Annotated in this window: 29 protein-coding genes; 13 read left to right on the top strand and 16 right to left on the bottom strand. The window is 70.3% G+C overall.

Features of this window, described 5'->3' with window-relative positions:
• Window positions 1-94 precede the first annotated feature (94 nt).
• Window positions 95-559, bottom strand: coding sequence for a cytidine deaminase (locus B7495_RS12465; RefSeq protein ID WP_205748677.1), 465 nt, complete (start codon window positions 557-559; stop codon window positions 95-97).
• Window positions 560-737: 178 nt separating this feature from the next.
• Entirely contained in the window at window positions 738-1,169 is a 432-nt protein-coding gene (locus B7495_RS12460) for a DUF1801 domain-containing protein (RefSeq protein WP_134407993.1), read from the bottom strand.
• Between the two features lie 277 nt (window positions 1,170-1,446).
• Between B7495_RS12460 and B7495_RS12455 the strand changes: the two genes are divergently transcribed.
• A complete protein-coding gene (locus B7495_RS12455) occupies window positions 1,447-2,145 on the top strand; it encodes a hemerythrin domain-containing protein (RefSeq protein ID WP_088456850.1) in 699 nt (232 codons plus the stop codon).
• A 54-nt stretch (window positions 2,146-2,199) separates the two neighbouring features.
• Here B7495_RS12455 and B7495_RS12450 read toward each other — a convergent pair whose 3' ends face one another.
• Window positions 2,200-2,451 carry a hypothetical protein gene (locus B7495_RS12450; protein ID WP_088456849.1) on the bottom strand — a complete coding sequence of 84 codons (252 nt, stop codon included), beginning with the start codon at window positions 2,449-2,451 and terminating at the stop codon, window positions 2,200-2,202.
• Window positions 2,452-3,067: 616 nt separating this feature from the next.
• Here B7495_RS12450 and B7495_RS12445 point away from each other — a divergent pair.
• Window positions 3,068-3,550: a hypothetical protein gene (locus B7495_RS12445; protein ID WP_088456848.1), complete on the top strand. Its 483-nt coding sequence runs from the start codon at window positions 3,068-3,070 to the stop codon at window positions 3,548-3,550.
• 66 nt (window positions 3,551-3,616) lie between these two features.
• Here B7495_RS12445 and B7495_RS12440 read toward each other — a convergent pair whose 3' ends face one another.
• A complete protein-coding gene (locus B7495_RS12440) occupies window positions 3,617-3,889 on the bottom strand; it encodes a glutaredoxin domain-containing protein (protein WP_088456847.1) in 273 nt (90 codons plus the stop codon).
• A 146-nt stretch (window positions 3,890-4,035) separates the two neighbouring features.
• Between B7495_RS12440 and B7495_RS12435 the strand changes: the two genes are divergently transcribed.
• Entirely contained in the window at window positions 4,036-4,293 is a 258-nt protein-coding gene (locus tag B7495_RS12435) for a hypothetical protein (protein ID WP_088456846.1), read from the top strand.
• Between the two features lie 62 nt (window positions 4,294-4,355).
• On the opposite strand, the gene B7495_RS12430 is transcribed toward B7495_RS12435, so the two are convergent.
• Together B7495_RS12430 and B7495_RS12425 are read right to left on the bottom strand one after the other, a co-directional pair.
• Entirely contained in the window at window positions 4,356-5,648 is a 1,293-nt protein-coding gene (locus B7495_RS12430) for an MFS transporter (RefSeq protein WP_088456845.1), read from the bottom strand.
• A 288-nt stretch (window positions 5,649-5,936) separates the two neighbouring features.
• Window positions 5,937-6,491, bottom strand: a complete 555-nt coding sequence (locus tag B7495_RS12425; RefSeq protein WP_088456844.1) for a GNAT family N-acetyltransferase — start codon at window positions 6,489-6,491, stop codon at window positions 5,937-5,939.
• Between the two features lie 391 nt (window positions 6,492-6,882).
• Between B7495_RS12425 and B7495_RS12420 the strand changes: the two genes are divergently transcribed.
• Together B7495_RS12420 and B7495_RS12415 are read left to right on the top strand one after the other, a co-directional pair.
• Window positions 6,883-7,482, top strand: a complete 600-nt coding sequence (locus tag B7495_RS12420) for a hypothetical protein (protein WP_240632237.1) — start codon at window positions 6,883-6,885, stop codon at window positions 7,480-7,482.
• On the top strand, window positions 7,479-9,155 hold the full coding sequence (locus tag B7495_RS12415) for an FAD-dependent monooxygenase (RefSeq protein WP_088456843.1): 1,677 nt from the start codon (window positions 7,479-7,481) through the stop codon (window positions 9,153-9,155). The genes B7495_RS12420 and B7495_RS12415 overlap by 4 nt, the downstream gene beginning before the upstream one ends.
• Window positions 9,156-9,164: 9 nt before the next feature.
• Here B7495_RS12415 and B7495_RS19135 read toward each other — a convergent pair whose 3' ends face one another.
• Window positions 9,165-9,593 (bottom strand): nitroreductase/quinone reductase family protein, encoded by a 429-nt coding sequence (locus tag B7495_RS19135; protein ID WP_103430060.1) that lies wholly within the window; start codon window positions 9,591-9,593, stop codon window positions 9,165-9,167.
• A 280-nt stretch (window positions 9,594-9,873) separates the two neighbouring features.
• Between B7495_RS19135 and B7495_RS12405 the strand changes: the two genes are divergently transcribed.
• Window positions 9,874-10,824: a hypothetical protein gene (locus tag B7495_RS12405; RefSeq protein WP_168195321.1), complete on the top strand. Its 951-nt coding sequence runs from the start codon at window positions 9,874-9,876 to the stop codon at window positions 10,822-10,824.
• A gap of 40 nt (window positions 10,825-10,864) precedes the next feature.
• On the opposite strand, the gene B7495_RS12400 is transcribed toward B7495_RS12405, so the two are convergent.
• Together B7495_RS12400 and B7495_RS12395 are read right to left on the bottom strand one after the other, a co-directional pair.
• A complete protein-coding gene (locus B7495_RS12400; protein WP_088456840.1) occupies window positions 10,865-11,404 on the bottom strand; it encodes a helix-turn-helix domain-containing protein in 540 nt (179 codons plus the stop codon).
• A gap of 62 nt (window positions 11,405-11,466) precedes the next feature.
• Window positions 11,467-11,871 carry a DUF1801 domain-containing protein gene (locus B7495_RS12395; RefSeq protein ID WP_168195320.1) on the bottom strand — a complete coding sequence of 135 codons (405 nt, stop codon included), beginning with the start codon at window positions 11,869-11,871 and terminating at the stop codon, window positions 11,467-11,469.
• Between the two features lie 138 nt (window positions 11,872-12,009).
• Between B7495_RS12395 and B7495_RS12390 the strand changes: the two genes are divergently transcribed.
• The 3 genes from B7495_RS12390 (at window position 12,010) to B7495_RS19265 (ending at window position 15,656) form a co-directional block, all read left to right on the top strand.
• Window positions 12,010-12,213, top strand: coding sequence for a hypothetical protein (locus B7495_RS12390; RefSeq protein ID WP_088456838.1), 204 nt, complete (start codon window positions 12,010-12,012; stop codon window positions 12,211-12,213).
• 30 nt (window positions 12,214-12,243) lie between these two features.
• A complete protein-coding gene (locus tag B7495_RS12385; protein ID WP_088456837.1) occupies window positions 12,244-13,221 on the top strand; it encodes an aldo/keto reductase in 978 nt (325 codons plus the stop codon).
• 479 nt (window positions 13,222-13,700) lie between these two features.
• Window positions 13,701-15,656: a DUF2207 domain-containing protein gene (locus tag B7495_RS19265; protein WP_205748676.1), complete on the top strand. Its 1,956-nt coding sequence runs from the start codon at window positions 13,701-13,703 to the stop codon at window positions 15,654-15,656.
• On the opposite strand, the gene B7495_RS12375 is transcribed toward B7495_RS19265, so the two are convergent.
• Complete coding sequence (locus tag B7495_RS12375; RefSeq protein WP_088456835.1) at window positions 15,653-16,162, bottom strand: GNAT family N-acetyltransferase; 510 nt, start codon at window positions 16,160-16,162, stop codon at window positions 15,653-15,655. The genes B7495_RS19265 and B7495_RS12375 overlap by 4 nt on opposite strands.
• Window positions 16,163-16,340: 178 nt before the next feature.
• Window positions 16,341-17,075 carry an HAD family hydrolase gene (locus B7495_RS12370; RefSeq protein ID WP_088456834.1) on the bottom strand — a complete coding sequence of 245 codons (735 nt, stop codon included), beginning with the start codon at window positions 17,073-17,075 and terminating at the stop codon, window positions 16,341-16,343.
• 189 nt (window positions 17,076-17,264) lie between these two features.
• On the opposite strand from B7495_RS12370, the gene B7495_RS12365 reads away from it, so the two are divergent.
• Both B7495_RS12365 and B7495_RS12360 read left to right on the top strand, forming a co-directional pair.
• Window positions 17,265-18,284: an LLM class flavin-dependent oxidoreductase gene (locus tag B7495_RS12365; protein WP_088456833.1), complete on the top strand. Its 1,020-nt coding sequence runs from the start codon at window positions 17,265-17,267 to the stop codon at window positions 18,282-18,284.
• 268 nt (window positions 18,285-18,552) lie between these two features.
• Window positions 18,553-20,424, top strand: a complete 1,872-nt coding sequence (locus B7495_RS12360; protein WP_088456832.1) for a GGDEF domain-containing protein — start codon at window positions 18,553-18,555, stop codon at window positions 20,422-20,424.
• A gap of 30 nt (window positions 20,425-20,454) precedes the next feature.
• On the opposite strand, the gene B7495_RS12355 is transcribed toward B7495_RS12360, so the two are convergent.
• Genes B7495_RS12355 through B7495_RS12345 form a run of 3 tightly spaced genes read right to left on the bottom strand, consistent with a single transcriptional unit; the run spans window position 20,455 to window position 22,700 of the window.
• Window positions 20,455-21,432, bottom strand: a complete 978-nt coding sequence (locus B7495_RS12355; RefSeq protein ID WP_088456831.1) for an NAD(P)H-quinone oxidoreductase — start codon at window positions 21,430-21,432, stop codon at window positions 20,455-20,457.
• Between the two features lie 34 nt (window positions 21,433-21,466).
• A complete protein-coding gene (locus tag B7495_RS12350; RefSeq protein WP_240632236.1) occupies window positions 21,467-22,468 on the bottom strand; it encodes a DUF2332 domain-containing protein in 1,002 nt (333 codons plus the stop codon).
• A complete protein-coding gene (locus B7495_RS12345) occupies window positions 22,461-22,700 on the bottom strand; it encodes a hypothetical protein (RefSeq protein WP_088456829.1) in 240 nt (79 codons plus the stop codon). Before B7495_RS12345 ends, B7495_RS12350 begins: the two co-directional genes overlap by 8 nt.
• Before the next feature lie 264 nt (window positions 22,701-22,964).
• On the opposite strand from B7495_RS12345, the gene B7495_RS12340 reads away from it, so the two are divergent.
• Entirely contained in the window at window positions 22,965-23,831 is an 867-nt protein-coding gene (locus B7495_RS12340) for a phospholipase (protein WP_088456828.1), read from the top strand.
• Window positions 23,832-23,853: 22 nt separating this feature from the next.
• Here the strand turns inward: B7495_RS12340 and B7495_RS12335 are convergent, their stop codons facing one another.
• Both B7495_RS12335 and B7495_RS12330 read right to left on the bottom strand, forming a co-directional pair.
• Window positions 23,854-24,186: a DUF4190 domain-containing protein gene (locus tag B7495_RS12335; protein WP_088456827.1), complete on the bottom strand. Its 333-nt coding sequence runs from the start codon at window positions 24,184-24,186 to the stop codon at window positions 23,854-23,856.
• Window positions 24,187-24,200: 14 nt separating this feature from the next.
• Complete coding sequence (locus B7495_RS12330) at window positions 24,201-24,932, bottom strand: META domain-containing protein (RefSeq protein WP_088456826.1); 732 nt, start codon at window positions 24,930-24,932, stop codon at window positions 24,201-24,203.
• A gap of 168 nt (window positions 24,933-25,100) precedes the next feature.
• Here B7495_RS12330 and cls point away from each other — a divergent pair, with 168 nt between their 5' ends.
• Window positions 25,101-26,555, top strand: a complete 1,455-nt coding sequence (gene cls, locus B7495_RS12325; RefSeq protein WP_088456825.1) for a cardiolipin synthase — start codon at window positions 25,101-25,103, stop codon at window positions 26,553-26,555.
• Window positions 26,556-26,572: the final 17 nt, after the last annotated feature.

The following is a 26,572-nucleotide window of genomic DNA, read 5'->3' as shown; positions in this document are numbered from 1 at the left end:
GTTGCCCGTGCGGACAATTGTGCCCGGCGCACCGGGCGCAATTGTCCGGATCGGCAACAGTTGCCGAACATTGGGCAGCGGGGACTGCCCGGCGTCAGCGGAAGCGGTCGCCGTCGAACGGCTGCACGCCATCCGCCAGGCTCCACGCCGCGGCGAACGGCATCAGGGTCTCGATCCGGGCCACCCGCACCCCCTCGGCGGTGGGCAGCAACACCCGGATGCCGGGGTGGTAGTCGAAGAGCACCTGGCGGTCCCGCCCGCACGGGCCGACCACGCCGCGACCGTGATTGCCCACGGCAACGATCGTCGTGATTTCCCGCGCACCACCGGCGCGGGCGGTGCCCAGGGCGACGAGCTCGGCGCACGGACCGCCGGTGAAGTGGAACAGGTTCACGCCGGCGAACATGCGGCCGTCGGCGGCCCGGACGGCCGCGCCCATGGTGTGGGCGCCGTCCTCGTCGGGGCCGGCATCCGTGTTGGCGTCGATGGTCGCACGAGCGAGCTCGATGAGTTCGCGGTCATCCGCTGACGGGGTTTCGAGTTCGGGGGTTGCAGGCATGGGCTCATCCTACGGAGGGACGGGTCCGGCCGCCGGCGGAGGAGCGGCCGGCGTGGCCTTCGGGGCGTTAGGCGGGTCAGGCGCCGTTATGCGGGTGGCGCGCCACCCGCATAACGGCGCCTTGCCCGCATACCTCGGCGGCCACGCCCGGGCCGAGGCCATGTGGCTGCGCGCTGGCTCAGGTGGCGTCGGGCGTGAGCCGCGCGGCATCCTGGAGCAGGGCCCGGAACTCGTCCAGCTCGAGGGCGTCGATCGACGCGAACGTGATCGCGGCGGAGCTGACCTTGACCTTGCCGAGCCGGCCCTTGTACTGCTGCACGAGGGAACCGTCCTCGTCGGCCGCATTCACGTACACGCTGAGGTGGTTCTTCTGCCTGGCCAGTCCCACCACGAACCACTCCACGGTGGGCTTGCCCGGCCGGGCGATCACGGTGTGGCCGTAGCCGATGATCTGCTGCTCGGTGCCGCCCCAGAAGACGCCCTCCCACAGCTCGCGGGTGACCCCGGCGAAGACCTCGGAGATGATGGCGTCGAGGGCCCGCATCGAGTCGACAAAGGGGCCGTCCAGGGTCGCGAGGAACTCGTCGACGTCTCGACCGGTTAGCTCCATGGTTGATCTCCTTCGGTGTGGGGTGGGGCGCTGTCTCGATCGTAGGGGCGGTGCTGTCGCCGCGTCAGCGTGCACCACGGCGGCTGTCGCGAGTGTGGCACCGATCGGCGGATGCGGGGCCGGGCATCCGGCGGATGCGCTAACCCCACGTAGCTCCCGCAAACCCGCCGCGCTGCGCTCCCACATCCAATTGGCGAGTCCGACCGTGGCAACCCCCTTGAAGGGGCACAGCCACGCGGATACGGTTCCAGCGTGCACATCTCACGAAGGAGGCCCCATGCCAGCCACCGCCTTGCCCTCCAGCGGCGACAACCCTGACGACGGCGCCGGTGCCGTCAAGATTTGCGACGGCCGCGGCATGGTCGAGATCCATCGGATGTTCCGGGCCGGGTTCGGTGAGGCCCCGGCGCTGGTCGGTGCGGTGCCCGACAGCGACGCCGAGCAGGCCGACCTCGTCGGCGACTACCTCGCGATGCTCTCCACCGGGCTGCACGCACACCACGAAGGCGAAGACACCATGCTGTGGGGCCGGCTCGAGAACCGGGCCCCCTCCTGCGCGGCCCACGTGACGCGCATGAAGGAGCAGCACGCGCTGATGCTCGTGCACCTCAACGAACTCGATGCGGCCCTGCCGGCCTGGCGGGCGAGCGGCCGGGCAACAGATGCGGCATCCGTTGCCACAGCCCTGGCCGGCATCAATGCGGCGCTCGCCGTGCACCTGCCCGACGAGGAGACCCACATCGTGCCCGTGATGGAGACCGTCATCACGCCGAGGGAGATCGACGCGCTCTCCGAACACGGTCGGAAGGCCACCCCCAAGGGCAAGATGTTCGTTCAGCTCGGCACGATCCTCGCCGCGCAACCGGACGGCGGCGGCGACTGGCAACACGAGCACCTGCCCGCTCCGGTGCGGCTGCTCTGGCGGCTCGTGGGCAGGTCACGGTACGAGCGGTACCGGGCGGCGCTGGTCAAATAGGCGGATGCGCCCGGATGTCGACCGGGTGGGCCCAACGTTCGGAGCCGAGGGCGGTTACAGGCCCGCCAGCTCCGGGAACAGCATTCCAGGCAGGTACGGCCAGAACAGGGTGAGGGCCAGCACGACCGGGATCAGGATGATCACCAGGACGCCCAGCGCGAAGGAGTAGCTGAGGACCACGGCCATCAGCTGCAATCCCACAAAAGCGACGGGCTCGTCACGCACCTCGTGCACGTCGTCGAAGATCGTCAGCCCGTCGGCCTCCGGCGCGTTCCGCTCTGCGGTGTTGTGCTGTGTCGTGTCCATCTGTACCCCCGGGGGGAAGACTACCGGTGCGTGGAGTGGTGCGGACGTCGTTACGAGTGACCCGGGGCCGGGGATGCGCGGCGGGTTGGCTTTCAGGTTGCGCTGTCGGCTACCGCTCCATGCGGCAACGGAGGTCAGCCGGCCACGATTGGGGCCGGGTGCGATGTTGCGTTTACGGTACCCCCGGCAGGGGTGGGGTGCAACGGGGCTGATGCGCCGGGCAGGTGAGGCGGTGCGCCGGCGCGTGGGGGCGGATGGGCCGGGTGGTGACGCGGGGCGGGTGCGGGTGTGCGGCGGGGAGATGCATTACGCGGGTCAGGCGCCGTTACGCGGGTGGCGCGCCACTCGCAAAGCGGCGCGTTGCCCGCGCACCTCGGCCGACGGCATCCTGCCCGCACACCTCGGTCGACCGCATCCTGCCCGGCAGGCGTAGCGGGCGCCGGCGGCGCAGGCGTAGCGTGGACCGGGAGGCCTGGCGCAGCGCTAGCCGGGCCGAAGCGCGGGCGCGGCGTGGGCGTAGCGGGACGGTGGGACGAAACAGAGGCGCCTCGGGCCGGGAGCGGTTGGTGCCGCTCGGGCACCCCTCGCGGGGGTCGGCGCTCGAGGAGGAACTGAGATGACCGTCAGGGAGGCCTTCACCGCCGAGGAATGGCAGGCCGTGGGGGCCGCACCGTTTCTCGTGGGACTGTACATGGTGGGGGCGTCGCCCAGAGGGCCGATGGTGGTCGTAACGGAGATGCTTGCCGCGGAGAAGGCCGTGACGCGCGAGGCGCATCACCCGGACGCACTGCCCATCGTCAAGGAAATCGACGCGGACCTGGTGGCCGAGGTACTCACCCGCGACCTCGGCGTGATCGACGGCGCTGCCGATGACCAGGCCCGGGTGCTGGGCGAGCTGGCCCGGGCGTTGGCCTTGGTCGAGGCGCAGGCGCCGACGATGGACTCGGCCTTCCGGGCCTGGCTGTTCCGGGTGGCCGAGCACGTGGCGCGCACCGCCACGGAGGGTGCGCCGCCGGGTGCCAGGGGCAGGCGGGGAAGCGGGGAGGTGGCCGCGGCGCTGAAGACGCTGGCGGGAATGCTCGGGGTGCCTCGACGGTGAGACCCCCCTCGTGCTGCCCCCGCGTGCTGCCCCCGCGTGCTGCCCGAACGCCCTCCGGCCCGGAGGCTAGACGGTGCCGAGCTCGGAGAGCTTGGCGCGCACGTCGGCGTCGCTGGGCTCGACCATGTGGGTGTCGTCGGAGAACACGATCACGGGGATCTGGGTGCGGCCGCTGATGGCCTTGGCCCGGTCGGCGCCGTCGGCCACGGCCTCAAGGTCGACGTAGTCGTAGACCACACCGAGGCCGTCGAGCAGCTTCTTCGAGCGACGGCAGTCGCGGCACCACTCGGCGCCGAACATGGTGATGGTGGCGGCGGCGGATGCGGTAGGTGCGGTCATCCGTCGAGTTTAGGCGGGTGTCGGCTGAGTGGATGCCGGGTGCCGGGGGTCGCGGAGACCCCGCACGAGTCCCCGTGCGAAATAATACGCTGATCAGAGCGAAACTGTGGTTGACTCAGCTTAGGATCCACCCGAAGGAGTACCCCATGAAGCGCCCGAGCGCCGCCGTGATCGGTCTGGTCGTCAGTGCCGGATTTTGTGTCGGGTTCACCGGGTACCTGATCTACGTGGGCCTCCAACCGGATGCGCCGAGCGGTTTCGCCACGCCGGCCGAGATCTACCTGGGCGGCGGCGGACTGCTCGCCGGGGTGCTGGGCCTGGCGGTGTTCCTCGGTTTGGTGCTGCGGCCCGCTGAGCCGATGCGCGACCAGATGCCGGCCGACGACGAGACACCGCGCGCCTAGCCCACCCGCACGCCCAGCTGGGCCGACCGGCCCCGGCGACCCGGCGACCGTTCAGAGTGTGCTCAGGGCGCCGTCGGTGCGGGCGCTGCGGTGAGGTCCGGTTCATCCGCTGCGGCGGCATCCGCGGACCGAGTGCGTACCCGGGTGGCCAGCACCGGTGCGAAGAACACCACGAGCAGGCCCGCCAGCGGCACGAGGAGCAGCCCGTAGCGCAACTGGGAGAGGTCGGCGATGGCGCCGATGATGGGCGGCGAGAACAGGAAACCCAGGCGCAGCAGCCAGGCGACGATGGTGAGTCCGGTGCCGGCGCGGAAGCCGGGCAGCTCGTCTGCGGCGTGCATCGCGGCCGGGATCAGCGTGGCGACGCCGAAGCCGGCCAGGCCGAAGCCCACGACGGTGCCCGGGATCGACGGAAACGCGAGCGCCGTGCCCATACCCAGGAACACGATCGCGCCGCCGGTGCGGGCCACAGCCCGCTGGCCGAACCTGTCGACGAGGCCGTCGCCGAGCAGCCGGCCGATGAACTGCATGCCCTGCAAAGCGATGAAGCCGAGCCCGGCCACCAGGGCGGATGCGCCGAGAGCGTCGGAGAGATAGATGGCCGACCAGGACGCGCCGGCGTCCTCGACGACGGCGCCGGAGGCGGCGATCACCACGAGCGCGCCGAGCACCAGCCACTTGCCCCAGCGGCCGGCCGAGCGGGTGGGTGCGTCGGCGTGCGGTTCCGGGGCGGTTGCTTCGGGTTCGAGGGGCTCGGGGCCGGCGAGGAGGAACCTGTAGCTGTACAGCGCGAACAGGCTGAAGGTGACGGCGGACACGATGAGGTGCTGGCCGCGCGGAATGTCGAGCTGGGCGGCGGCGGCGCCGAGGAGGCCACCGGTGACCGCGCCGATGCTCCACACGGCGTGGAAGGAGTTGAGGATGGAGCGTTTGTAGAGCCGTTGAACGCGCAGGCCGTGCGAGTTCTGGGCCACGTCGGTGATGGAGTCCATTGCTCCGGCCAGGAAGATACCGGCGGCCAGGGCAGCCCAGCTGGGGGCGATTCCGGCCAGGATCAGGCCCACCGCGGTGAGCATCGTCGAGACCACGGCGACCCGCGACGACCGGAACCGGCGGATCAGCATGCCTGCGGCGAGCCCGGCGAGGAGGGCGCCGAGCGGGAACGCCGCGACCGCGAAACCGAATTCGGCGTTGCTGAGCCCGAGCTCGGACTTGATCGCGGGATACCGGGGGATCAGGTTGGCGAACAGGGCGCCGTTCGTGAAGAACAGCATGGCAACGGCGAAGCGAGCGCGGCGCACGGCCACGTCGGGGCGGGCAGCGGTGCGTTCTGCGGAGCGGGCGGGAGGCGTCATTGCGTCAGCGGACTTTCTGGTGGTGGTGAGTGGTCGTGCGGGTCCCGTTGGTGAGCGCGAGGCACGGGTTTCAAGCTTGGCACGGATGCCGGTGGCGCCGCACCCGGGTGGCCGCGGCGGGCATCCGGTGCGGCGGCAGGTGTTGTGCTTCGTGGCAGGTGTTGTTCACGGCGGCACAGGTTAGAGCACGTGCCGCGACAACAAAGGTGTGCCGCGAGAATCAAAGTGTGCCGCGAGAACGAAGGTGTGCCGCGAGAGTGCCTCGCGGCGGTGCCTGGGTGGCCCGACTCAGCCGAGGGGTAGCTCGAAGATGGTTTCGAGGCCGTCCTCGTCGTCCCATTGCTCGCCCACCTCGACGAAGCCGAACTGGGCGATAAGAGCCCGAGACGGCAGGTTGTCGGGACTGATGGTGGCCCGGACCACCGTGACGGCCGGCTCGATGCGGGCGCGTTCCAGCAGCGCGGTGAGTGCGGCGCGGGCATAGCCCTGCCGCCGGTATGCGGCATCCACGGCGTAGCCCACCTCGACCATGCCGGTGTCGTCCGGCGGGCCGTGGTAGCCGGACTGACCGACGGCGAGCCGCCGGGCGGGGTCGAAGATGACTCGGGTGATCCAGCTGGCGTCGCCCGGCGAGGCGGCGAGCTGCCGGCTGCGGTACCGCCAGGTGTTGGCGCTGGCCGCCTGCACGAAGAAGGGACTCAGTTCCACCGCTGCCTGCTCGTTGGCCAGGTCGAGGTCCTCCTCGGCGAGGGCATCGATGGTGACCTGGCTCAACTGCACGAGGTGCACGGTGGGCGCCACGGTGGATGGCCACGGGTCGTCGAGCGAGGAGGTAGAGATCATGGGTCCTTCGGGGCCGTTCCGGGTGGGACTGATGGTGGACGGGCCACCTGGTGGTTCGGGCGGCGAACGCGGTATCGACGGCGGCCGTGGCCGCTCCGAGCGCGCGCACCTGAGGCTACCGCTCAGCGCCCGGGTTTCTCGAGGACTTTTCCGGAGTTCGCTCAATCGTGCACCGACGTCGGCCCCGTGGACGCCTCCGGTCACCCGGACCCACGAAGAGGCGCAACTGTGCAGGCGCATCTGCTTACCCGGCGATTCCCGCGCCACAACCGGTACCCATCCAGGTGCCCCGGCCGGGCCTTCCCCGAAACGGACCGGCTGCCTATGCTGGCACCGTCGGGGGACCGGCCGCCGGCGACGGTGGCCGCCGCTGATATCGGGAGGAGCGACCATGATGAGCGAGAAACCGCCTCTTCCGCTGGGCCCGGCGGTGCGGGGCCTGGCCGCCTGCGTGGCGCGCACCGGTCTGCTGCTCGTGCAGCGGCGCATCCACTTGCCGCGGGGCAACGCCGGCAAGCGACTGTCGTTCGCCGACGGCAGCCGCGCGGTGGTCTACCGCGAAACAGTGGTGGACCGCGCGGCGGCCCACACCCCCACGGTGTTGGTGGTGGGGTTCCGCCTGCGGCTGCTGCGCGGCCGGGCGCACCGCTGGTTTCGGGTGCAGAGCATCATGAACACCCCGCTGTTCGTCGGCTTTCCCGGCTACGTGTCGAAGCTGTGGCTGACCCACGACATCAACGGGTTGTACCGGGGCATCTACGAGTGGGACGGCCCGGAGCTCGCCGAAACCTACGCCCGCACCCTGTGGCGGGTGCTCGCGTTGGGCAGCGAACCCGGATCGATCCACTACGCGGTGCTGCCCGGGGTGCACCGGGACGAGTTCCTGCGCGATCCGTACCGGTTTTCGGCCGGGGCCGTCGGCGTTGTGGGGGACTGGTGGCGTCCGGCCGAGCCGATGTCGGCCAAGCGCCGGGTGCGCGAACCCGCATGACCGATTTCGACACCGATCTTCTGATTGTGGGTGCCGGCACGACCGGCCTCACCCTTGCGCTGCAGGCCGTCGACCACGGCGCCCGGGTGCGTGTCGTCGAACGCCGGCCGGAGGCGTTCCGGCCGTCGCGGGCGATGGTGATGCATCCGCGCACCCTCGAACTCTTACGTCCGCTGGGGGTGACGGATGCCCTGCTCGCGCTCGGCGACTCCGCACCGTCGGTGCGGCTGCACCTGCCCTCGCGGGTGGTGTCGGTGTCGATCGAGAAGCTTGATCTGCCCGGCACCGCGTTCCCGCACCCGCTGCTGGTGCGGCAGTCCGACGTGGAGGCCGTGCTGGCCGCCGCGCTCGCCGAACGCGGCGTGCTGGTGCAGCGCGGTGCGGAGGTGGTGCGGCTGGCGCGGCTGCGTCAGGGCGGCGCCCGGGCCGTGCTGCGCACCGCGGACGACGAGCCGGACGAGGACGTGCTGTGCCGCTACCTGGCCGGCTGTGACGGGCCGGCGAGCCTGGTGCGCCGGTCGGTCGGCGGATTCCTCGGCGGCGACTACGACCAGGAGGTGGTGCTCGCGGACGTGGAGCTGGGCCCCGCCGGCGCCGGATCGCGGGCGGTGGCGCCGGTGATGCTCGAGACCGGGGTCGCGCATGTGGTCGTCGGGCGGCAGGGGCTGGTATTCCTGTTCAACATCGGTGAACGGGCCACCTGGCGGATGCTCGCCACCCGACGGGCCGGTGACGACCGGCAGCCGTTCGGCCAGCCGGGTCCGCCCGTACCGCAAGAGCAACTGCAGCGGCTGGTCGACGAGGCCGGGTTGCCGGCGCAGATCACCGAGGTGGCCTGGTCGGCCCAGGTGCGGCTGCAACACCGGATCGCCAGCCGGTTCAGCCGGGGTCCGCTGTTCGTGGCCGGCGATGCCGCCCACGTGCATTCGCCGGCGGGCGCGCAGGGCATGAACGCCGGCATCCACGACGCCGTGAACCTCGGCTGGAAGCTGGCGTTCGCAGCCGCGGCCGGCCAGCGGCTGCCCGAGACGGCGGACGCCCTGGGTGACACGCGGTCGGGCGGCTCCCTGGCCGCCCGGCCCGGGTCGGCGCTGCTGGACTCGTACGCGCTGGAGCGTCGCCCCGCCGACCGGGCCGTGCTGCGGCTGACGCACACCATGTATTGGGCCGAGGCGAGTCTGCATCCGCTGGCCCAGCTCGGCCGGGCGGTGCTGGTGCCTGTGGCCGGGCCGGTGCTGCCCTGGCTCGCCCGGCAACGCCGGCTGACCGCGGTGGGCCTCCGCACCCTCTCGCAGTTCCGGCTGCGGTACCCGCACAGCCCGCTGTCGATGGACGTGCGCGCGTCACTCACCCCGGTGCGCGGCGGGCTGGCCCGGCGGGTGCTGCGGCCGGGCTCGCGGGTGCCCGACACCCTGGTGCGCTGCGAGGGCCGTCGGGTGCGCCTGCACGCGTTGCTCGCGCGGCCGGGGGTGCACATCCTGTTGCAGGCGAACGCGCGACCGGTGCCCGACCGGATGCTGAGCCCGCTGGTGCACAGTTACCGGCTCGACGACAGGCCCGGCACCGGCATGCTCGTCGTGCGACCGGACGGCTACGTCGGGCTGCGGGCTCCGGTGCTCGACGAACCGCACCTCGCCGCGTGGCTGCGCCTGGTGGGGCTGCCCGTGCGGTGAGCGGCGGGTCTAGCTGCGCACCGGTGCCTCGCAGAGTTCCAGCCTGAAGATCGGATGGTCGACCAGATCCGGCAGCTCGGCCAGGAACGGCCTGGCCCGACGGCCCAGTTTCTCGAGGTAGTCGGCGGCGACCTGGTCGTGTTCGAGGCCCCGCAGCTCGGTGGCCCGGTACGGGTGTCGGCGCCACCGGATGCGCAGCTCGCAGCGACCGGCGACCCGGAGGTTGCGCACCCACTGGGTCTCGCCGCGGCCGGCGATGACATATCGGTCGCCCTCGAACCGGAACGGTGCCACCGGGGTGCTGATCTCCCGGCCGCTGATGCGACCACGCACGATGAGGGTGGGGGTGCCGCAGGCCCGGGCGACCGGGTTGACGACGTGCCGCATGAAGCGGCTGGGCGGCAGGTAACCGCGGCGGCGGGTGGGCGTGCTGCTCAAGGTAGGCCTCCATTCAGTGTCATCGGCGAGGGGCACATCCGCCTCATGCCCGACACGGTACTGCCGCGGCCGGGACCGGGGAAGGTGCCCGGGAGTTGCGCCCACACCCCCAGCGAAACCACCCGATCGGGGGTATAACTCCTGCAGAGCCATGGGACGGCGGCGGGGCGTCCGCTGACATCCGGGGCGCCACCGGCCGGCCGGAAGAAATAGCAGGAGTTGTGCATCCCGCGGCTGATCGGGGGAGTGTGTTCTGGCCGGGCAGGTCCTACGGTGAGGTATGGACTGGGTGGGCGACGTGGGGCGCGGCGAGTGGCTGCGCGAGCGGCTGGACGTGCGGTGGCGAAACATGCACTCTGCGGTGCCGCGTGGTTTCGAAGCGTACGCGCGGGTGTTCCACCCCGTCACGATTGACCGGCCCACCGGCACCGGCACCTGGTCGGGCCCCAACCGGGGGTTTGCGTCCGGCATCGACTACCGGAGCGTGCCGTGGGCGCGGGTGGCCGAGGTCGGGGGTGCCACCATGCATCCGCTGGCGCAGTTCGGCCGGCTGAACCGCGGGGTGCCCAACGAGTACAACGAACTGGTGGATGCCGACGGCTGGCGGTACTCCGAATCCGCCGTGGGCACCCTCGACGTGGCCGTACTCGCCGCCGTGGCCCTGCACCTGGCCGCCCACACCGGCACCCCGGATGCCGGAATCGCGGCCGTGTGGGAGGGCTGGGGTGGACTCGGCAGCGGTACCGGGGTCTCCCTGATCATGGTGCGCGACGAAGAGGCGGCCGACCGCGCATCCGATCGTGCGGCCGATCGTGAGACTGAGGCCGGCGAGGCGAGGCTCCGGCAGGCGGCGCTCGCCGCGATGGTCGAGCCCGACGATTCGAGGGGCCCCGGCCTGCTGCCCGCCGATGTGTCGTCCGGTGCTCGGCTGCGACTGCCCGGGCGGGACTATGTCTTGTTCGTCGCGGGCATCCGCCGGTTCGTCGACCCAGCCTGGCTGACGGATGCGCCATGGACCGATTCGACGTGGCCGCAGTCGCCGAACCTGATCTGGCCGGACGACCACGCCTGGGTGCTGGTGAGCGAGATCGACTTCGACTCCACGGTGATCGCCGGCACCCAGGCGCTCGTGGACGCGCTGGTCGCCGATCCCACGATCGAGGTCCTGGAGCTGCGGGAGGGCGCCGACCTCACCTCTGAGGGTGACACGGTCAACCTTCCGCCGAACTGACCGCAGCGCCGGCCGCCGGCGGCCCAGGCGAGCCCGGCGATCAGGGGTGCGCGGCGGCGAGGGGGCGGGTGGGGCCGATATCAGGGTCGTTTTCGCCCGGCCCCGGCACGATGGCGATGTCGGCCAACGGCACCACGACGCCGGCGGCGGTGACGAACGCGACCGAGGTGGGTTCGCTGGTGTCGGCGTACTGGTAGAGCCGGCTGGGGCCGTGACCGGACGGCCGGTAGTCGTCACCCCACTGGGCAAGCGCGCCGAGCACCGGGAGCAGCGCGTCGCCGGCGGCGGTGAGGTGGTAATCGAAACGTTCACGGGCGCCCGGCTCGCGGTAGCCGCGGCGTTCGAACACCCCGGCGGCCACGAGCGAGCACAGCCGGGAGGTGAGGATGTCGGTGGGGATGCCGAGCACCCGTCGGAAGTCGCTGAACCGGGTGTGTCCGCGGAAACCCTCCCGCACGATCAGGATCGTCCACCGGTCGCCGAGCACCTGCATAGTGCGCGCGATGGAGCAACGCAGGTCGTCGCCGGAGCGTTTCGAAGAGACGGGGTGCGCACGAGCATCGGAGGGTCCCGTTGTCATGTGCGTAGTCTACCTTTGGTTGGATTATCCAACCCAGCCCGGGACGGCACCGGGACCTCCGGTCACGGGGAGTCGGTGCCCTCGGCGAGCCAAGCGCGCACGACTTCGACGGCCGCTGCACGTTTGTGCTCCAGATCGGCGAGATCGGTGACGAGCAGGCTCGCCCGGATATCAGAGTGCCAGGTGAGCAGGCCGTTCGGGTCACCGATGAAAGCAGATGCGGCATCCGGGTCCTCGGCGGTGGTCGCGCCCCGGTGCAGCACCAGCCGCACCCCGTTTTTGCCCTGAGCGCTGATCGTGGCTTGGTCGACCCCGGCGAGTACAAAACTGGGGGAATTCCACTTGATGTGTTCCTCTGCGGCCGGGTTGGCCTCCAGAACGAGCTGCCGCAGCGCCTGGATCACGGGCAGTCGTTCTGCGGGCTGCGCGGCGAGGTACTCCTCCACTGAGCGATAACGATCGACCATGAACGGAGCGTACCGCGGGAGTGCCGGCACCGTGGGGTCATCCGCGACGGCACAATTGACGCCGGCGCACCCAGACGGTAGACCTTTGTGAAGGCCCAACCGGCCCGAGTGACCCATCCGCAACGCTTGGAGGACCTAGTGTCCGAAACGTTCAGCCTGATCCTGGGGATACTCATCCTGGTGGTGGCGATCGCCGTCTCCGTGTTCCTCTACGTGATCTCCCGCCGCCCTCGCTCAGCTCCGCTTTCCGCCCAGGAGCGCGCCGAGCACGACTCCCGCAGCGAGACCGAAGCGGCCCAGAGCCCGAAGATTCGGAACATCGGCAGGGGCGCCGGCCTCTAAGCGGCTCGGCTTCGCAACGAAGGGAACGCCATGAAATACGTGCGACTGGGCAGCACCGGACTCGAGGTGTCGGCGATCACGCTGGGCTGTATGAGCTTCGGCAATCCGATGCGCGGCAATCATTCCTGGACGCTGCCGGAGGAGACCAGCCGCCCGCTGATCTGGCAGGCGCTGGAAGCCGGCATCACCACCTTCGACACCGCCAACGTGTACTCCGACGGCAGCAGCGAGGAGATCCTCGGCCGGGCGCTGCGGGACTTCAGCTCGCGGGACCGGTACGTGCTCGCCACGAAGGTGCACGGGCGGATGCGGCCGGGCCCCAACGGTGCCGGACTCTCGCGCCGCGCCATCCTGGCCGAGATCGACCACAGTCTCACTAGGCTGGGCACCGATCACGTCGACCTCTATCAGATCCATCGCTGGGACCCGCTGACGCCGATCGAAGAGACCATGGAGGCGCTGCATGACGTGGTCAGGGCCGGAAAGGCCCGGTACATCGGCGCTTCGTCGATGTACGCGTGGCAGTTCGCGAAGGCTCAGTACACCGCCGATCTCCATGGTTTCACCCGCTTCGTGTCGATGCAGGACCAGTACAACCTGCTCAACCGCGAGGAGGAACGCGAGATGCTGCCGTTCTGTCTCGATCAGGGCGTTGGCGTGTTGCCGTGGAGCCCGCTGGCCCGCGGCAAGCTCACCCGCGATTGGCATGAGACCACCGACCGCTCCGAAACCGACACCTTCGGCCAGACCCTGTACAAACAGCAGGAGGAGGGCGACCGCGAGATCGCGGGCGCCGTGGCCCAGGTGGCCACAGAGCGCGGGGTGCCCCGCGCCCAGGTGGCGCTGGCCTGGGTGCGCCAGCAGCCGGCCGTGTCCTCGCCCATCGTGGGCGTCACCCAGGCACACCACCTCCTGGATGCCGTCGCGTCCGTGGACCTCACCCTCACCGCCGACGAGCTGGTCCGGTTGGCCGCCCCCTACCGGCCGCACACGCCCGAGGGCTTCTAGGCCCTCGGATGTCGGTGGCTCCGTCTAGCCTGACGGCACCTACTCACTCACCCTCGTGCCGAGTAAACGGAGCAGATCATGAGGGTACTCGTGGCGACATCGGCAACCCAGGGCGCGCGGGCAACGGATTTTGCGTATTGCATCGAGGGCGAGCTTGTTTGGCTGCATGGGGTGTGTTCGGCGAGCGAGCGCAACCCGTCCGGAGCGTGCGGGTGCGGACGCTCGTTCTCCGGCCTGAGCTCTACCAGGCACACGACCACAGCCTTGGTGCGGGACATCCCCGGGCTCACTCGGCAGGAGTACCTGGCCGCGTCGATGGCGGGACTCGAGCTCAGGGGATGGTGCCCGGACTGCAGCGGCTTTCCGGTGGCTGACTTCGTCGATTGGCTGTTAGCCGTGGCCGGGGACCTGCCCGAGGGGACAGTCGTGGAGCGGCATGCCTTCGATCTCAATGTGAGGTGGTCACTAGGCTCGGGGGCGTGACGCGTCTTCTGAAGGTCCTGTCCGCTGTTGTCGTTGCTGCTGTTCTGGCGCTCGGCGCCCCGCTGGCGGCGAACGCCACTGCGCTGAGCCCGGTAACGGCGGCATCGGCAGCTCCGGCTGCGCATTCGAACGTGGTCGGGAGCGTGCGCGCGGCTGTGGCCGCCGACACCTCGGACTTCACCTTCGCGTTGTACGCGGGGGAGTACTACCTGGGCCGCGACGATGCCGGGCTCTCCACCCTGCGCACTGTCGAGACCTTCGTGGCCGAGTTCCCCGACTTCGACCAGAACCGCGGCATCATCCGCGCCATCCCCAACGACTATGACGGTGTGCCGCTGAACACGACGGTAGAGTCCGTCACCGATGCTCAGGGCGAGCCGGTGTACTTCGAGACCGAGATCAACGGTGGTTTCACCGAGCTTGCGCTCGGAACCGACGAGTTCGTGCGCGGCACCCAGACGTACGTCATCAGCTACACCCAGGAGAACGTGGTGCGCGCGTTCGCTGACACCAGCGATGACGAGTTCTACTGGGACACCAATGGCACCGGTTTCGACCAGCAGTTCACTACCGTCGCCGCCCGGGTGCACGTCGATCCGGTGATCGCCCCCTTCCTGACCGGCAACAACGCCTGCTACACCGGGGCTCAGGGGGAGAGCGGCGATTGCCAGATCGTGCAGGAAGCTGACCCGGATGCCGCCGCCCCGGCCGGCCAGATGTTCACCGCCGAGGCCGCCGATCTGGGCCCGGGCGAGAATCTCACCATTGCCATCGGTTTCACGCTCGGCACCTTCGTGCAGGTGCCCGCCGAGGCGCGGTCCGACGCCGACAACTCGTCCGGCTTCGGCGGGTTCCCGTTCGGGCTGCTGGGCATGGCCATGCTCGGCGGGGTGTTCGTTCTCGCCCGGAGCTTCGCGCGCCCCCGCGACCCGAAGGGCGACACCATCATCGCCCAGTACAGCGTTCCGGACGGCTACAACCTCCTCGAGGCCGCCGACCTCATCGGTCGGCCGAAGTCGGCCATGGCCGCGCAAATCGTGAGCTTTGCGGTGCGCGGTAACGTGCGCATCCTGGACTACCCGGTCAGCGCCGACGGCGGCGACTACACGCTGCAGCTTCTCCGCACCGACGGCGTCGATGACCAGGAGCTCGCCGTGCTCGCCACCTTCTTCCCCGGGCTGCCGGCTGGTGCGGTGTGCGAACTCGGGGTCACCAACGACCCGCTCGCCCGCGGGCTCAAGGCCGCCACAGCAGATGCGACGGTTCGCAACACCGCCCGCGGCTGGCGCGCTCGACCGGCCCTGACCCCGGCAAGGATCCGTCTGCTCGTCGGTCTCGGCGCGCTGGTCGCCCTGGTCGTGGCAGTTCTCGTGATCGGCGACCCGCCCGCGATCTGGTGGTCTCCGTTGCTGCTGCTCGCCGCGTCCGCCGTGATCGTGGGCATCGTCGCGGGGAGTCGGCCGCTGCTGCTCACCGCGGCCGGCCTGGAACGGCGCGACTACCTCGCCGGCATGAAGTTGTATCTCGCCCTGGCCGAGGCGGACAGGTTCCGCATGCTGCAGAGCCCGGATGGCGCCCTGCGAGTGACCGTGCCCCGTACCGTGCCCGGGATGGAACCCGCCGCATCCACCCTCGACACCGTGGAACTGGTGAAACTCTACGAAAAGCTCCTGCCGTTCGCGGTGCTCTGGGGTGTGGAGAAGGAGTGGGCCGCTGAGCTCGAGGTGTACTACGAGCAGGCCACGACCGCGCCGGACTGGTTCCTCTCGCAGAACGCGTTCAGTGGCATCCACCTGGCCACGGCCCTCGGCGGCATGGTCAACTCGATGAACGCCACCCAGACGCCCACGTCCTCGTGGTCGAGCAGCGGTGGCGGCAGCTTCTCCGGCGGATCCGGTGGCGGCGGCTTCTCCGGCGGTGGTGGCGGTGGCGGTGGCGGCGGTGGCCGCTAGAGCGGCTTGACCATCTCGATCTCCATGGCGCTGGAGTCCAGGACGTACTTCACCCGGTGCCCGGTCTCGGTGAATCCCCGGCGCAGGTAGGCGGCGCGGGCGCGGGCATTGTCCTCGTGCACGTGCAGGGTCAGCCGGTCGCCCTCGCCACGGGCCCACTCCTGGATCGCGACGAGCAGGGCATCGAAGACCCCGGAGTCGCGGCCGCGGTGGTCCGGCGACACGTACACGCCCACGAGCAACGCGCCGGTGGTCGCGTCGGGCACGTACCCGCCCATGGTGCCCACCCAGCGACCGGCGGGGTCGATCGCGACCAAAACCGTGCCGCGTTCGGCGGTGCCGCGGGCGGCGCGCATCCGCCATTCACTGTCGGTGTGGCCGAGGGCGTCCTGCAGGGTCTCGCCGAACGCGATCGGGGTGTCCTGCAGCATCTCCAGGCGCAGCGAGCGCACCTCACGCCAGTCGTCCACCCGTGTGGCGCGGATGCTGAACCCCTCGGTAGTCATTCGCCGAGCTTACCCAGTGACGCCCGCAGGGCGCCGCGCTGGGGCCTTGCGCACGCCGCGGTCCTGTGGTTCACGGCCTGGATGACGTGGCGGGCCCACCTTTTTACGACACCCTGCTCGCCGATTACGCCGAGCGGCCCCGCTGCGCGGGTGGACGCGGCGCCGGGAACCGCCGGAGTTAGGCCACCCCGCGGGTGCTGATGGGGCGGGTGCTCGGGTAGCGGAACGACAGCAGGTCGGGCAGGTCGAGCACCGAGGTGACCCGACGGGTCTCCGGCACCCCGTCGCGCGGGGCGGGCGCCACGAGCACGGCCTCCATGCCGTGCGCCCGCGGGCCGTCGAAGTCGGCATCCCAGGTGTCGCCGACGAAGATCACCCGGGCCGGATCGGCCTCCGCCGTGTGGAGGGCCGCCTGGTAGATCGCCGAATGGGGCTTCCGAAAACCCACCTCGAGCGACGTCACAATGTTGGCGATGAGGTCGGTGGCCCCCATGGCCGCCAGCTGGCGGGGTACGACGGATGCGCTGTGCGTGTTCGAGACGATGGTCAGCGTGAAGCTCTGGCCCAGTTCCCGGAGCGTCTGGGCCATGCCGGGGATCAGCACCACGCCCCGCTCCCAGTCCGCCATGTTGCTCGCCGCTCCGGCGGCGATCTCGGTTGCGTCGGGTTCCCGGCCGAGCAGCCGCACGAACGCGCGCCGCGACAGCTCTTCCATGGTGAACTCGCGGTGGTCGACGTCGGACTCGGTGTTGAGCTGGTGGAAGGCAGCCAGCCAGGCATCGGCGGTCTCCTGCTCGGTGCCGCGTGCGCCGAAGGCCCGCATGCTCGCGTGCGTGTCGGCGTAGCCCTGGCCCGCGCGGGAGTCCGCGTAGTTGACCAGGGTGCCGAAGAAGTCGAGGAACAGATGCCGCATGTCCTCAGCTTGGCAGGGTGCGGGGCATCGTCCGGCTAACGACCCGGCGCCGTTCTGCGGGTCACGCGCCGGTATGCGGGTGGCGCGCCACCCGCACACCGGCGCCTACCCCGCACAGCTGCGTCCCCGCGGCACAGAACCGCGGATGAGATCGGGAATACGTCACAGCCGGGGAACGCTGCACGAACCATGAAGAAGATCGGGTTCTTGTCCTTCGGCCACTACCAGGCGGTGCCGGGATCGCTCGTGCGGACCGCACGCGATGCCCTCCTGCAGACCGTGGAGCTCGCGGTGGCGGCCGAGGAGCTCGGTGTGGACGGCGCGTCGGTGCGGGTGCACCACTTCGCACGGCAGCTCGCCTCGCCGTTCCCGCTGCTGGCCGCGATGGCCGCCCGCACCAGCCGGATCGAGCTGGGCACCGGCGTGATCGACATGCGCTACGAGAACCCGCTCTACATGGCCGAAGAGGCCGCGATCACCGACCTGATCAGCAACGGACGGCTGCAGCTCGGCCTCAGCCGCGGCTCACCCGAGACCGCCCTGCGCGGCGCCGAGGCGTTCGGGCATGTGCCCGGCCCCGGCCACAGCGACGCGGATGACGCCCGCGAGCGCACCGCACAATTCCGCCGCGCCATCCGCGGGGCCGGCATCGCTGCCGCGAACCCGCAGTTCACCGGGCACGGCAACCTGCTTGCCATCGAACCGCAGTCGCCCGGACTGTCCGAGCGCATCTGGTGGGGCTCGGGCAGCCGCGCCACCGCGAAGTGGACCGGCGAACAGGGCATGAACCTGATGAGCTCCACCCTGCTCACCGAGGACACCGGCGCCGACTTCGGCGACCTGCAGGCCGAACAGATCGGAATCTTCCGCCAGGCCTGGGCGGACGCCGGGCACCCCGGTACCCCACGGGTGTCGGTGAGTCGCAGCATCATGCCGCTGGTCACCGAGCAGGACCGCCGCTTCTTCGGTCTGCGCGCGCAGGCCGACAACCGCGACCAGGTCGGCCACCTCGATGGTGGCCTCGCCCGGTTCGGCAAGAGCTACATCGGCGAACCCGACCTGCTCGTCGAGCAGCTGGCGCAGGATGCCGCGGTGGCGGCGGCCGACACGGTGTTGCTGACCGTGCCCAACCAGTTGGGTGTGGACTACAACGCGCAGCTGCTCGATTCTGTGCTGCGCTTCGTGGCCCCCGGCCTGGGCTGGCGGTGACCGGAGCGCGGCTCCGGTCCACGCACCGCCTCGTGTGTCAGCATTCGTGAGAACGCGATCATTCGCGGTGAAATCACCCGCGAACGGGGGCTCAGGACAGCGCAACACAGCCCCGGCGGCCGGTGCGGCGCTGCTAGGTTCGGAGATACGAGCAGTTTGGGGACTGAGCCGTGCAGGCACCTGGCGTACCAACACAGCACTTCCCGCTGAGACGAGCGGGCAGGACGCTCGGCCTGTCTCCAGGTAATTTCCGGGCCTGTGAGTCGTCATGACGACCTTCGATGACCTGGTGGCCCCGCTTCCGGCCGGCGCCACGGTGCCGTCCGAACAGCCGGCATCCGACGCCCTTCTGGCCTCCGTGGATTCGGTGGCCGATGGCATCGCCGACCTGAGTCTGGCCGACGGTGGGCGCGACTCGACCCTGCCCGGCGGTTTTGTGGAGCTCGTCGACCTGCCGAACCCGGCCTCCGACGATGAGCTGCACCAGACGCCGCAGACGGCCGGTCTGCCGGCCTCGCTCGCCCGTCGGTCCACGATCGAGAGGCTGCTCGCCGAGAGCGCCCAGGCCAATCAGGACGGCCAACACCATGCCGGCGCCGCACAGGCCGAACAGGTGCTCGCCGACCCGTTCATCACCCCCGGCCAGGAGGCCCGCGCCCGACAGCTGCTCTCCGGCCACAGGCTGCGGTTGGGCGAGTTCGAGGCATCCGTGCGGCACGGTCTGCTCGCCCTGGAGTACCTCACCGCCAGCGGTGACCTGCTCGGCCAGTCGATGGTGCACTGCACCCTCGCGCTCGCGTTCCACGAGACAGCGCTGGAGGAACCAGCGCTCGGCCACGTGCTCGGCGCCCTCGAAGCCGCGCGGCTCTGCGGTAGCCGCACGGCGGAGTTCTGGGCGCTGTCGCGTTCGTCGATGGTGCACCAGGCCCTCGGCGACGCCGATCGCAGCATCGAGCTGGGCCGGCAGGCGCTCGCCCTGGCCGACACCCTCGGTGACTCTCAGGCCGAGTTCGCGGCGCGCAACAATCTGGGCGACAGCTACCTGGAAATCGCCCGGGCGCGGCGGGCCAGGGGCGAAGACGCCCACGTGGCCTTGACCGACGGGATCGCCATCATCCGTGCCGCCGTGGCGCGGGCGGTCGAGCAGGGGCACGCGTTCGACGAGACCATCGCGCGCACCAACCTTGTCGGGTTTCTTATGGAGCGCGGCGAATACGCCGAAGCGCGCCGGCAGGCCGGCCGGTCCAAGACCATCGCCGTCACCAACGGCTACCGCAACCTGGCCGTGAACAACGACTCCCAGCTGGCCGAGGTGGCCCAGGCCGAGGGCCGCGTCGACCTGGCCTGCGCCATGATGGACGCCCAGCTCGCCGACCCGTCGGTGGCCGAGGACGCGGCCCTGAACGTGAAGCTGCACAGGTCGCTCTACGAGATGCACCGGGGCGCCGGCCGGTTCGAGCAGGCCCTGCACCATCATGAACGGCTGCACGTGCTGATTCTCGGACTCACCAGGCAGACCGCCGGGTTGCAGTCGCGGATGCTGATCAACTCGCTGGAAATCGAACAGGCCCGCCACGAGGCGCAGCGTTCGCAGCTGGAAGCGGAGATGCAGCGCATCCGTGCCGAGGAGCTTGACCAGCAGGCACACACCGACCCGCTCACCCGGCTGCCCAACCGCCGGGCCCTCGACCGGCAGCTGCCCGAGATGATGCGCCTCGCCCGGGAACGTGCGGAACCACTGTGCGCGGTGATGGTCGACATGGATCACTTCAAGCGGGTCAACGACGATCACGGCCACGCGGCCGGCGACCGGGTGCTCACCACCATGGCCGAGATCCTCGGCGAGTCCACCCGCGACAGTGATCTCGCGGTGCGGGTCGGCGGCGAAGAGTTCCTGCTGGTGCTCGGCGACACCACCCTCGACCAGGCCGCGCAGATTTGTGAGCGCCTGCTCGGCGAGGTGCGCAACCATCCCTGGGGCGCGGTCACCGAGGGGCTTCGCTGCACCGCCAGCGTGGGGGTGGCTCTGCTCAAACAGGGGGAGAGCGTCTCCCGCTGGCTCGGCCGTGCCGATGCCGCCCTGTACGAGGCCAAGGCCGCCGGCCGCAACCGGGTCGAGCTCGCCGCGGCCCGGACCTGACGATAAGCCCCACCCGAACCGGGCGTCGGGTCAGGGCACCAGCACGATCTTGCCCACGTGCGCGGATGCCTCCAGCCGGCGATGCGCCTCCGCCGCGTCGGCGAACGAGAACCTGCTGTCGATCACCGGTTTGAGTGCGCCGGAGTCCAGCCACGGCCACACCCGGCTGAGCAGGTCGGCCATGATGGCCGCCTTCTCCACGGCGGGCCGGGCGCGCAGCGTGGTGCCCCAGTAGCGTCCGCGCTTCTGCATGAGGTGGAACGGGTTGAAGATGGCGTCCTCACCGCTCTGGTTGGCGATCACCATGATGGTTCCACCCAGGGCGAGCGCCGCCACATTGCGGGCCGCGTACGAGCCGCCCATGATGTCCAGGATCACGTCGGCGCCGTGCCCTCCGGTCGCGGCGAGCACCTCGGCCACGAAGTCCTGCTCGCGGTAGTTGATCAGCACGTCTGCGCCGAGTTGCCCGCACACCGCCAACTTCTCGGCGGAGCCGGCCGTGACCAGGACGCGGGCCCCGGCCAGCCGGGCCAGCTGGATCGCGGTGGTGCCGATGCCGCTGGCGCCGCCGTGCACGAGCAGGGTCTGGCCGGTCGTGAGTCCCGCGCTCATGAAGACGTTGGACCACACCGTGGCCAGCGCCTCCGGCAGCGCGGCGGCGTCGATCAGGTCCACGGCGTCGGGAACCGGCAGGGCCAGGTCCTGATGAACCACGGCCTCGGTGGCGTAGCCGCCGCCGGCCAGCAGGGCGCAGACCCTGTCGCCCACGGCGAAGCGGGTGACGGCGACTCCGATCTCGGTGACGGTGCCGGAGACCTCCAGGCCCGGCCACTGGGGCGCGTCGGCCGGCGACGGGTACAGGCCCATCCGTTGCTGCACGTCGGCCCGGTTCACGCCGGCCGCGGCTACCGCGATACGGATGTCGCCGGCGCCGACGACCAGGTCGGGGACGGTATCGAGGGTGAGGGCGTCCGGGCCGCCTGGGGTGTGGACCACGAGTGCACGCATCCAGCCATCTTAGAAGCGCCCCCTGCGGGGAGACCTAGCCGACGAACCAGTCGAGGCTCTGTCCGTGCGCACCGCACCGGGCGAGGGGCCGGCCGTCGAGGGAAACTGTGAAGTCGCCCGGCACCGGCGTCTCGGGCAGCAACGCGTCCACCCGGGGCAGCACCCCGACGCCGTCCAGCGAGATCCAGCGGCCGAAGCCGGTCACGGCATCCGCGAAGGCCGCCCGCTGCTCGGGGGCCAGGTAGACCAGGACCGCGGGACTGACGATGACCAGCGGCACCCCCGCCGGCGCGCGGGCGACCAGCGCCTCGAGGTCGTGGGCGGCGTCCCCGCGCACCAGCAGCGGTGGGTCCCGGCGCACGATCGAGATCGCCGCATCCAGTCGCCGGCGGCGCGCGGCCTGCTCGGGCCAGACGAGTGTGTCGAGCCAGCGAACGTCCTCAGGGTCGTGCACGTGCAGCGGGTTCAGATCGAGGCCGGCGCGCCAGAGTACCTCGGGCGGATGCTCCGGCAACGGCACCGGCCCGGTGGGCTCGGCTGAGAGCAGCACCGGGCTGGGTCCGTCGGCGGGATCCACCCGCCGACCCGAGTAGTCGTAGCTGTACCGGTCCGGATAGAGACAGAGTCCCGCGCTGGCGCCGACCTCGATCAAGGCCACCCGCGGGCCGATCGAGGCGAGGATCGGCATGACCGCGGTGAGGCGGCGGGGCTCGTTGGTCTGGGTGGCGCGCACCAGCGCCTCGGCGGCGACCGCCGGCCAGTGCTCGAGAAGCCAGCGGCGGAAGACCGGATAGCCCGCCAGCGGTGCGCCGAGCAGACGTGCGCAGGCGAAGACCAGGTTCGGCTGGCGCTTGGGCCGGGGCAGAGTGATGATCAGCGCCAGAACCTCGGCATCGTCCTCGACCCCGCCGGCCCAGTCGGCGTAGAGCCCGGACTGGCCCGGAGTCTCGAACAGCCGGAAGCGCCGGTACCAGTCGGCGGTCTTCTCCAGGTCGAGGGCGCGCTGCTCGACGGGCGTCCGGGAGAGGTCAGGCACCGGTGCGGATGCGCTCCAAGAGCAGGGCGAACAGCAAGCTGGAGCGCTGCTCATCGTTGATGATGTCGATGAGCTCAAGCACGGCCGCCCGGTCGGGTTCGGGGGAGTTGGCGACGTCGACGTCGTTGATGCTCTCGATTGCCGCGATGAGACGGTCGGCGCTGGTGGGAGGCCCGGTTGGAGCTGAGGAGTGATCGGCGGCGGCCTGCGTAGCGGGGTCTGTGGTGGGCATCTTTTTACGCTACCCCACAGGACAACCTGCGCTCGCCGCAATGCGCGGTGCGAATAACCGTCTGGCCGGGCATTCTGGTCGCCACCTGGGCACCTTCACGTGGCGGTGTGGCGCCCGTTCACATGGCTTTGGCAGGAAAAACTGAGGTTCCGTTCAGGGAGTTTAGGCAGGCTAGGCCGCTTGCCCGCGCCGATCCTGCGCGCGTGGGCCCACCCATCAGTGAGCGTGCCCGATGGAGCGCACCCCGACACGACCTGGAAGTCTATGCGCCCCGAAAACACCCAGAACGCCACGCCCGAAATTCCCAGCACCAGCACCACCAGCAGCACCAGCACCCGCGCTGGGCGCAAGAACCGCCGCTCGCGCAGCCAACGCCTCACCCTCCTCGCCGGAGGCCTCGTGCTCGCCGGGGTCGTGACCGGCACCGGTTTCACCGTGCAGTCCGCCGTCGCCGACCAGCAGCAGCAGGCCGAGCAGGAGCGCGACGACCGTGCCGCTGCCAAGGCCGCGGCCATCAGCAAGACGCACCTCGCCGCATCCGTGGCCCTCGTCGACGCCGACACCGCGCTCGAAGCCGCCGCGAACAAGGTGGACGCCTCGGCCCTGTCGGCCACGTCCAGCACCCTGGCCGGCTACTACGCGATGCCGCTGTCCGAGGTCAGCGAGCTCACCACCCAGGCCAAGGAGCAGACCGCGACAGTGCAGGCCGCCGCCGTGGAAGCCGACCGGGTGGCCGTGGAGGCCGCAGCCGCTCAGGCCGCCGCCGACGCTCAGGCCGCCGCCGAAGCACAGGCCGCCGCCGACGCCGTGGCCGCCGGCAACACCCCCGCCGGTGCGAAGGCCACCGCCGCGAGCCTTGCCTCGTCGCGCTACGGCTGGGGCGAATCCCAGTTCTCCTGCCTGGCACAGCTGTGGCAGAAGGAATCCGAGTGGAAGTACACGGCCTACAACGACAACGGCGGGGCCACCGGCATCCCGCAGGCGCTGCCCGGCAGCAAGATGGCCTCGGCCGGCTCGGACTGGGCCACGAACGCCAGCACCCAGATCGCCTGGGGACTCGAGTACATCAACGGCTCCTACGGCACCCCCTGCGCAGCCTGGTCGCACTCGCAGGCGATGAACTGGTACTGATCAGCCCGCGCCCCGGCGCCGGTCAAGCCCAGTAGTTGTTCTGGTACAGGAAAATGATCACACCCAGTTCCAGGGCCAGCAACAGGTAGCCCACCCACAGCGCCGCATAGGCGAAGGTGCGCCCGCTGGCCTGGCCGCGCGCGATGCGGGACAGCGTGACATGGCCAAGCACCACCCCGATCACCGGCAGGATCAGCGCCAGGATGAAACTGAGCACGGCCAGGGCGCCCGTCGCATCCGGGTCCGGGTCGACGGCGGCCGCGGCGGCGTTCTGGCGGATGCCGAACCGCAGCAGGAAGACCAGCGCGATCGCGACTCCCACGATGAGCACGATGGTGAGCGGATAGGTGCCCATGCGTCGCCTCTTCCCTAGCGGGCCGTCAGTTGGCCGAGCACGGTGCCGTCGGCGGCTTGCAGGGTCATCACGCCGGCCTGCACCCGGCCCTGGGCGGCTTGGTTCAGCCACTGATCCACGCCCTCGCAGGCCATCAGCGTGGTAACGCCGCCGGTGAAGAGGATCGCCTCGTCATCGGCCTGCTCCCACGATCCGGTGAGCACGTTGCAACCGTCGTTGCCGGAGTAAGTGCCGTCGGCCTCGATCGACAGGAACGGCGCCGTCGGAGTATTCGACTCCACCCAATAGCCGATCGGGAGACCCTGCGGGCCGACGGTGCTGTCGGTGGACCGCACCAGGGTTGTCGCCGTCGAGTCGAACGAACTGTGGATGACCAGGGTGTCACCGTCGACCTCCACCCGGGTGCCGCGGGTGACCGCCAGCGGCAGCTGCGCGCCGGGGCAGGCCATCATGGTCTGCGGGCCGGAGGTCGTGGTGAGGGTGCCGTCCGAGTCGACCTCCCAGGTGCCCTGCACCCGGTTGCAGCCGTCGGAGGCGCTCCAGGTGTTGTCCTGCACGAAGGAGATGTACGGCTGCTCGGGGCTGTCGAAGGTCTCCTCGAGAACCCAGGTGCCCACGAGGGCGCCGGCCTGAACGGTGCCCGAGCTGGAGGCCGAGTTCGGCGTCTGGATGCTGCAGCCGGCGAGGACGAGCAGTAGCACCGCAGCGGAGGCCACCAGGAATCGGGTGGGGGGATGGGTTGCCATGCGTGTCACCTCTCGACCTGGCGAATGCTGTGCAGCGTGCGGCGCAGCTGACGATGATGCGATGCTCGCCGCACACCGCAATGTAGTGCGTCACGGTGGCTCCGGCAAGCTGCGCCAACCGCCACCGGCGATGCCGGTGTACGTTCACGACGAGGTCAAGGGAGAACGATGGTGGATTTTCAGCTCGGTGCCTGGCTACTGGTGGCGCTGCATGCCCTTCTCGTGCTCATCGCCACGGTGTACGTCTCCGCCAACCGGCGGCCATCCGCGGCCATCGCCTGGGTGCTGGCGATCATCTTCATCCCCTACCTCGGCGTGCTGATCTTTCTGTTGGTGGGTGTGGGGCGGCTGCCGCGGCGGAGGCGGGAGAAGCAACGCGAGGTGAACGAGCTGATCCTGGCCCGCACCGAGGGCCTGCACCTGGTGAGCCACCGCGACGAGTGGCCGCCCTGGCTCGGCTCGGCCGTGCAGCTGAACCGCAACCTCGGGGCGCTGCCCATGGTGGGCGGCAACCGGGTGGAGCTGCTGCCGGACTATGAGGGCTCGATCGAGCGGATGGTGGAGGCCGTCGACGAGGCCACCGAGTTCGTGCACGTGCAGTTCTACATCCTGGTGCTCGATACCGTCACGCAGCCGTTCTTCGACGCCCTGGCCCGGGCCATCCAGCGCGGCGTGCAGGTCAGGGTGCTCTCGGACTACCTCGCCTGCCTGATGCTGCCGCGCCGCAAGGAGACCATCGCGGCGTTTGCGTCGATGGGCGCCGAGTGGCATGCGCTGCTGCCCCTGCGGTTCTGGAAGGGCCAGTGGCGCCGGCCCGACATGCGCAACCACCGCAAACTCCTCGTCGTCGACGGGCGGCTGGGCTTCAGCGGCTCGCAGAACATGATCGACGCCACCTACCTCAAGCCCGGCAACCTCAAGCGCGGACTGCGCTGGCACGAGCTGATGATGCGCATCGAGGGGCCAGCGGTGCGCGAGCTGAACGCCGTGTTCCTCGCCGACTGGTTCAGCGAGACCGACGAGATGCTGCCCTTCGACACGTCGCCCATCGTGCTCGACCCCGCCCCGGATCTGCTCGACGCCCAAGTGCTGCCGAGCGGTCCGAGCTTCGAGAATGACAACAACCTCAAGCTCTACGCGATGCTCATCCAGAAGGCCGAGCGCCGGGTGAGCATCACCAGCCCCTATTTTGTGCCCGAGGAATCGACGATGCTGGCCATCGTCACGGCGGCATCGCGCGGGGTGGAGGTGGAGCTGTTCGCCTCGCACATCGGCGATCAGGCGCTGGTCTACCACGCGCAGCGGTCCTACTACGAGGAACTGCTACGGGCGGGAGTGTCGATCTACCTCTACGCGGAGCCCACGGTGCTGCACGCGAAGCACTTCACCATCGACGACGACGTGTCGGTGGTGGGGTCCAGCAATATGGACATCCGCTCGTTCAGCCTGAACATGGAGGTCTCGGTTCTGGTGCACGGCACCGAATTCGTGAAGCGGATGCGGGTGGTGCAGGACGGCTACCGGGCCAACAGCAGCAAGGTCGAGCTGGCCGACTGGCTCCACCGGCCAGCCGGCGCCAAGGTGCTCGACAACCTGGCCCGGCTGACCTCGTCACTGCAATAGCTGGAGTAGGGGAGGAG

It is taken from the genome of Cryobacterium sp. LW097, assembly GCF_002205495.2.
Taxonomy (GTDB): domain Bacteria; phylum Actinomycetota; class Actinomycetes; order Actinomycetales; family Microbacteriaceae; genus Cryobacterium; species Cryobacterium zongtaii.
This window is presented reverse-complemented; position numbering and strand designations above follow the sequence as displayed.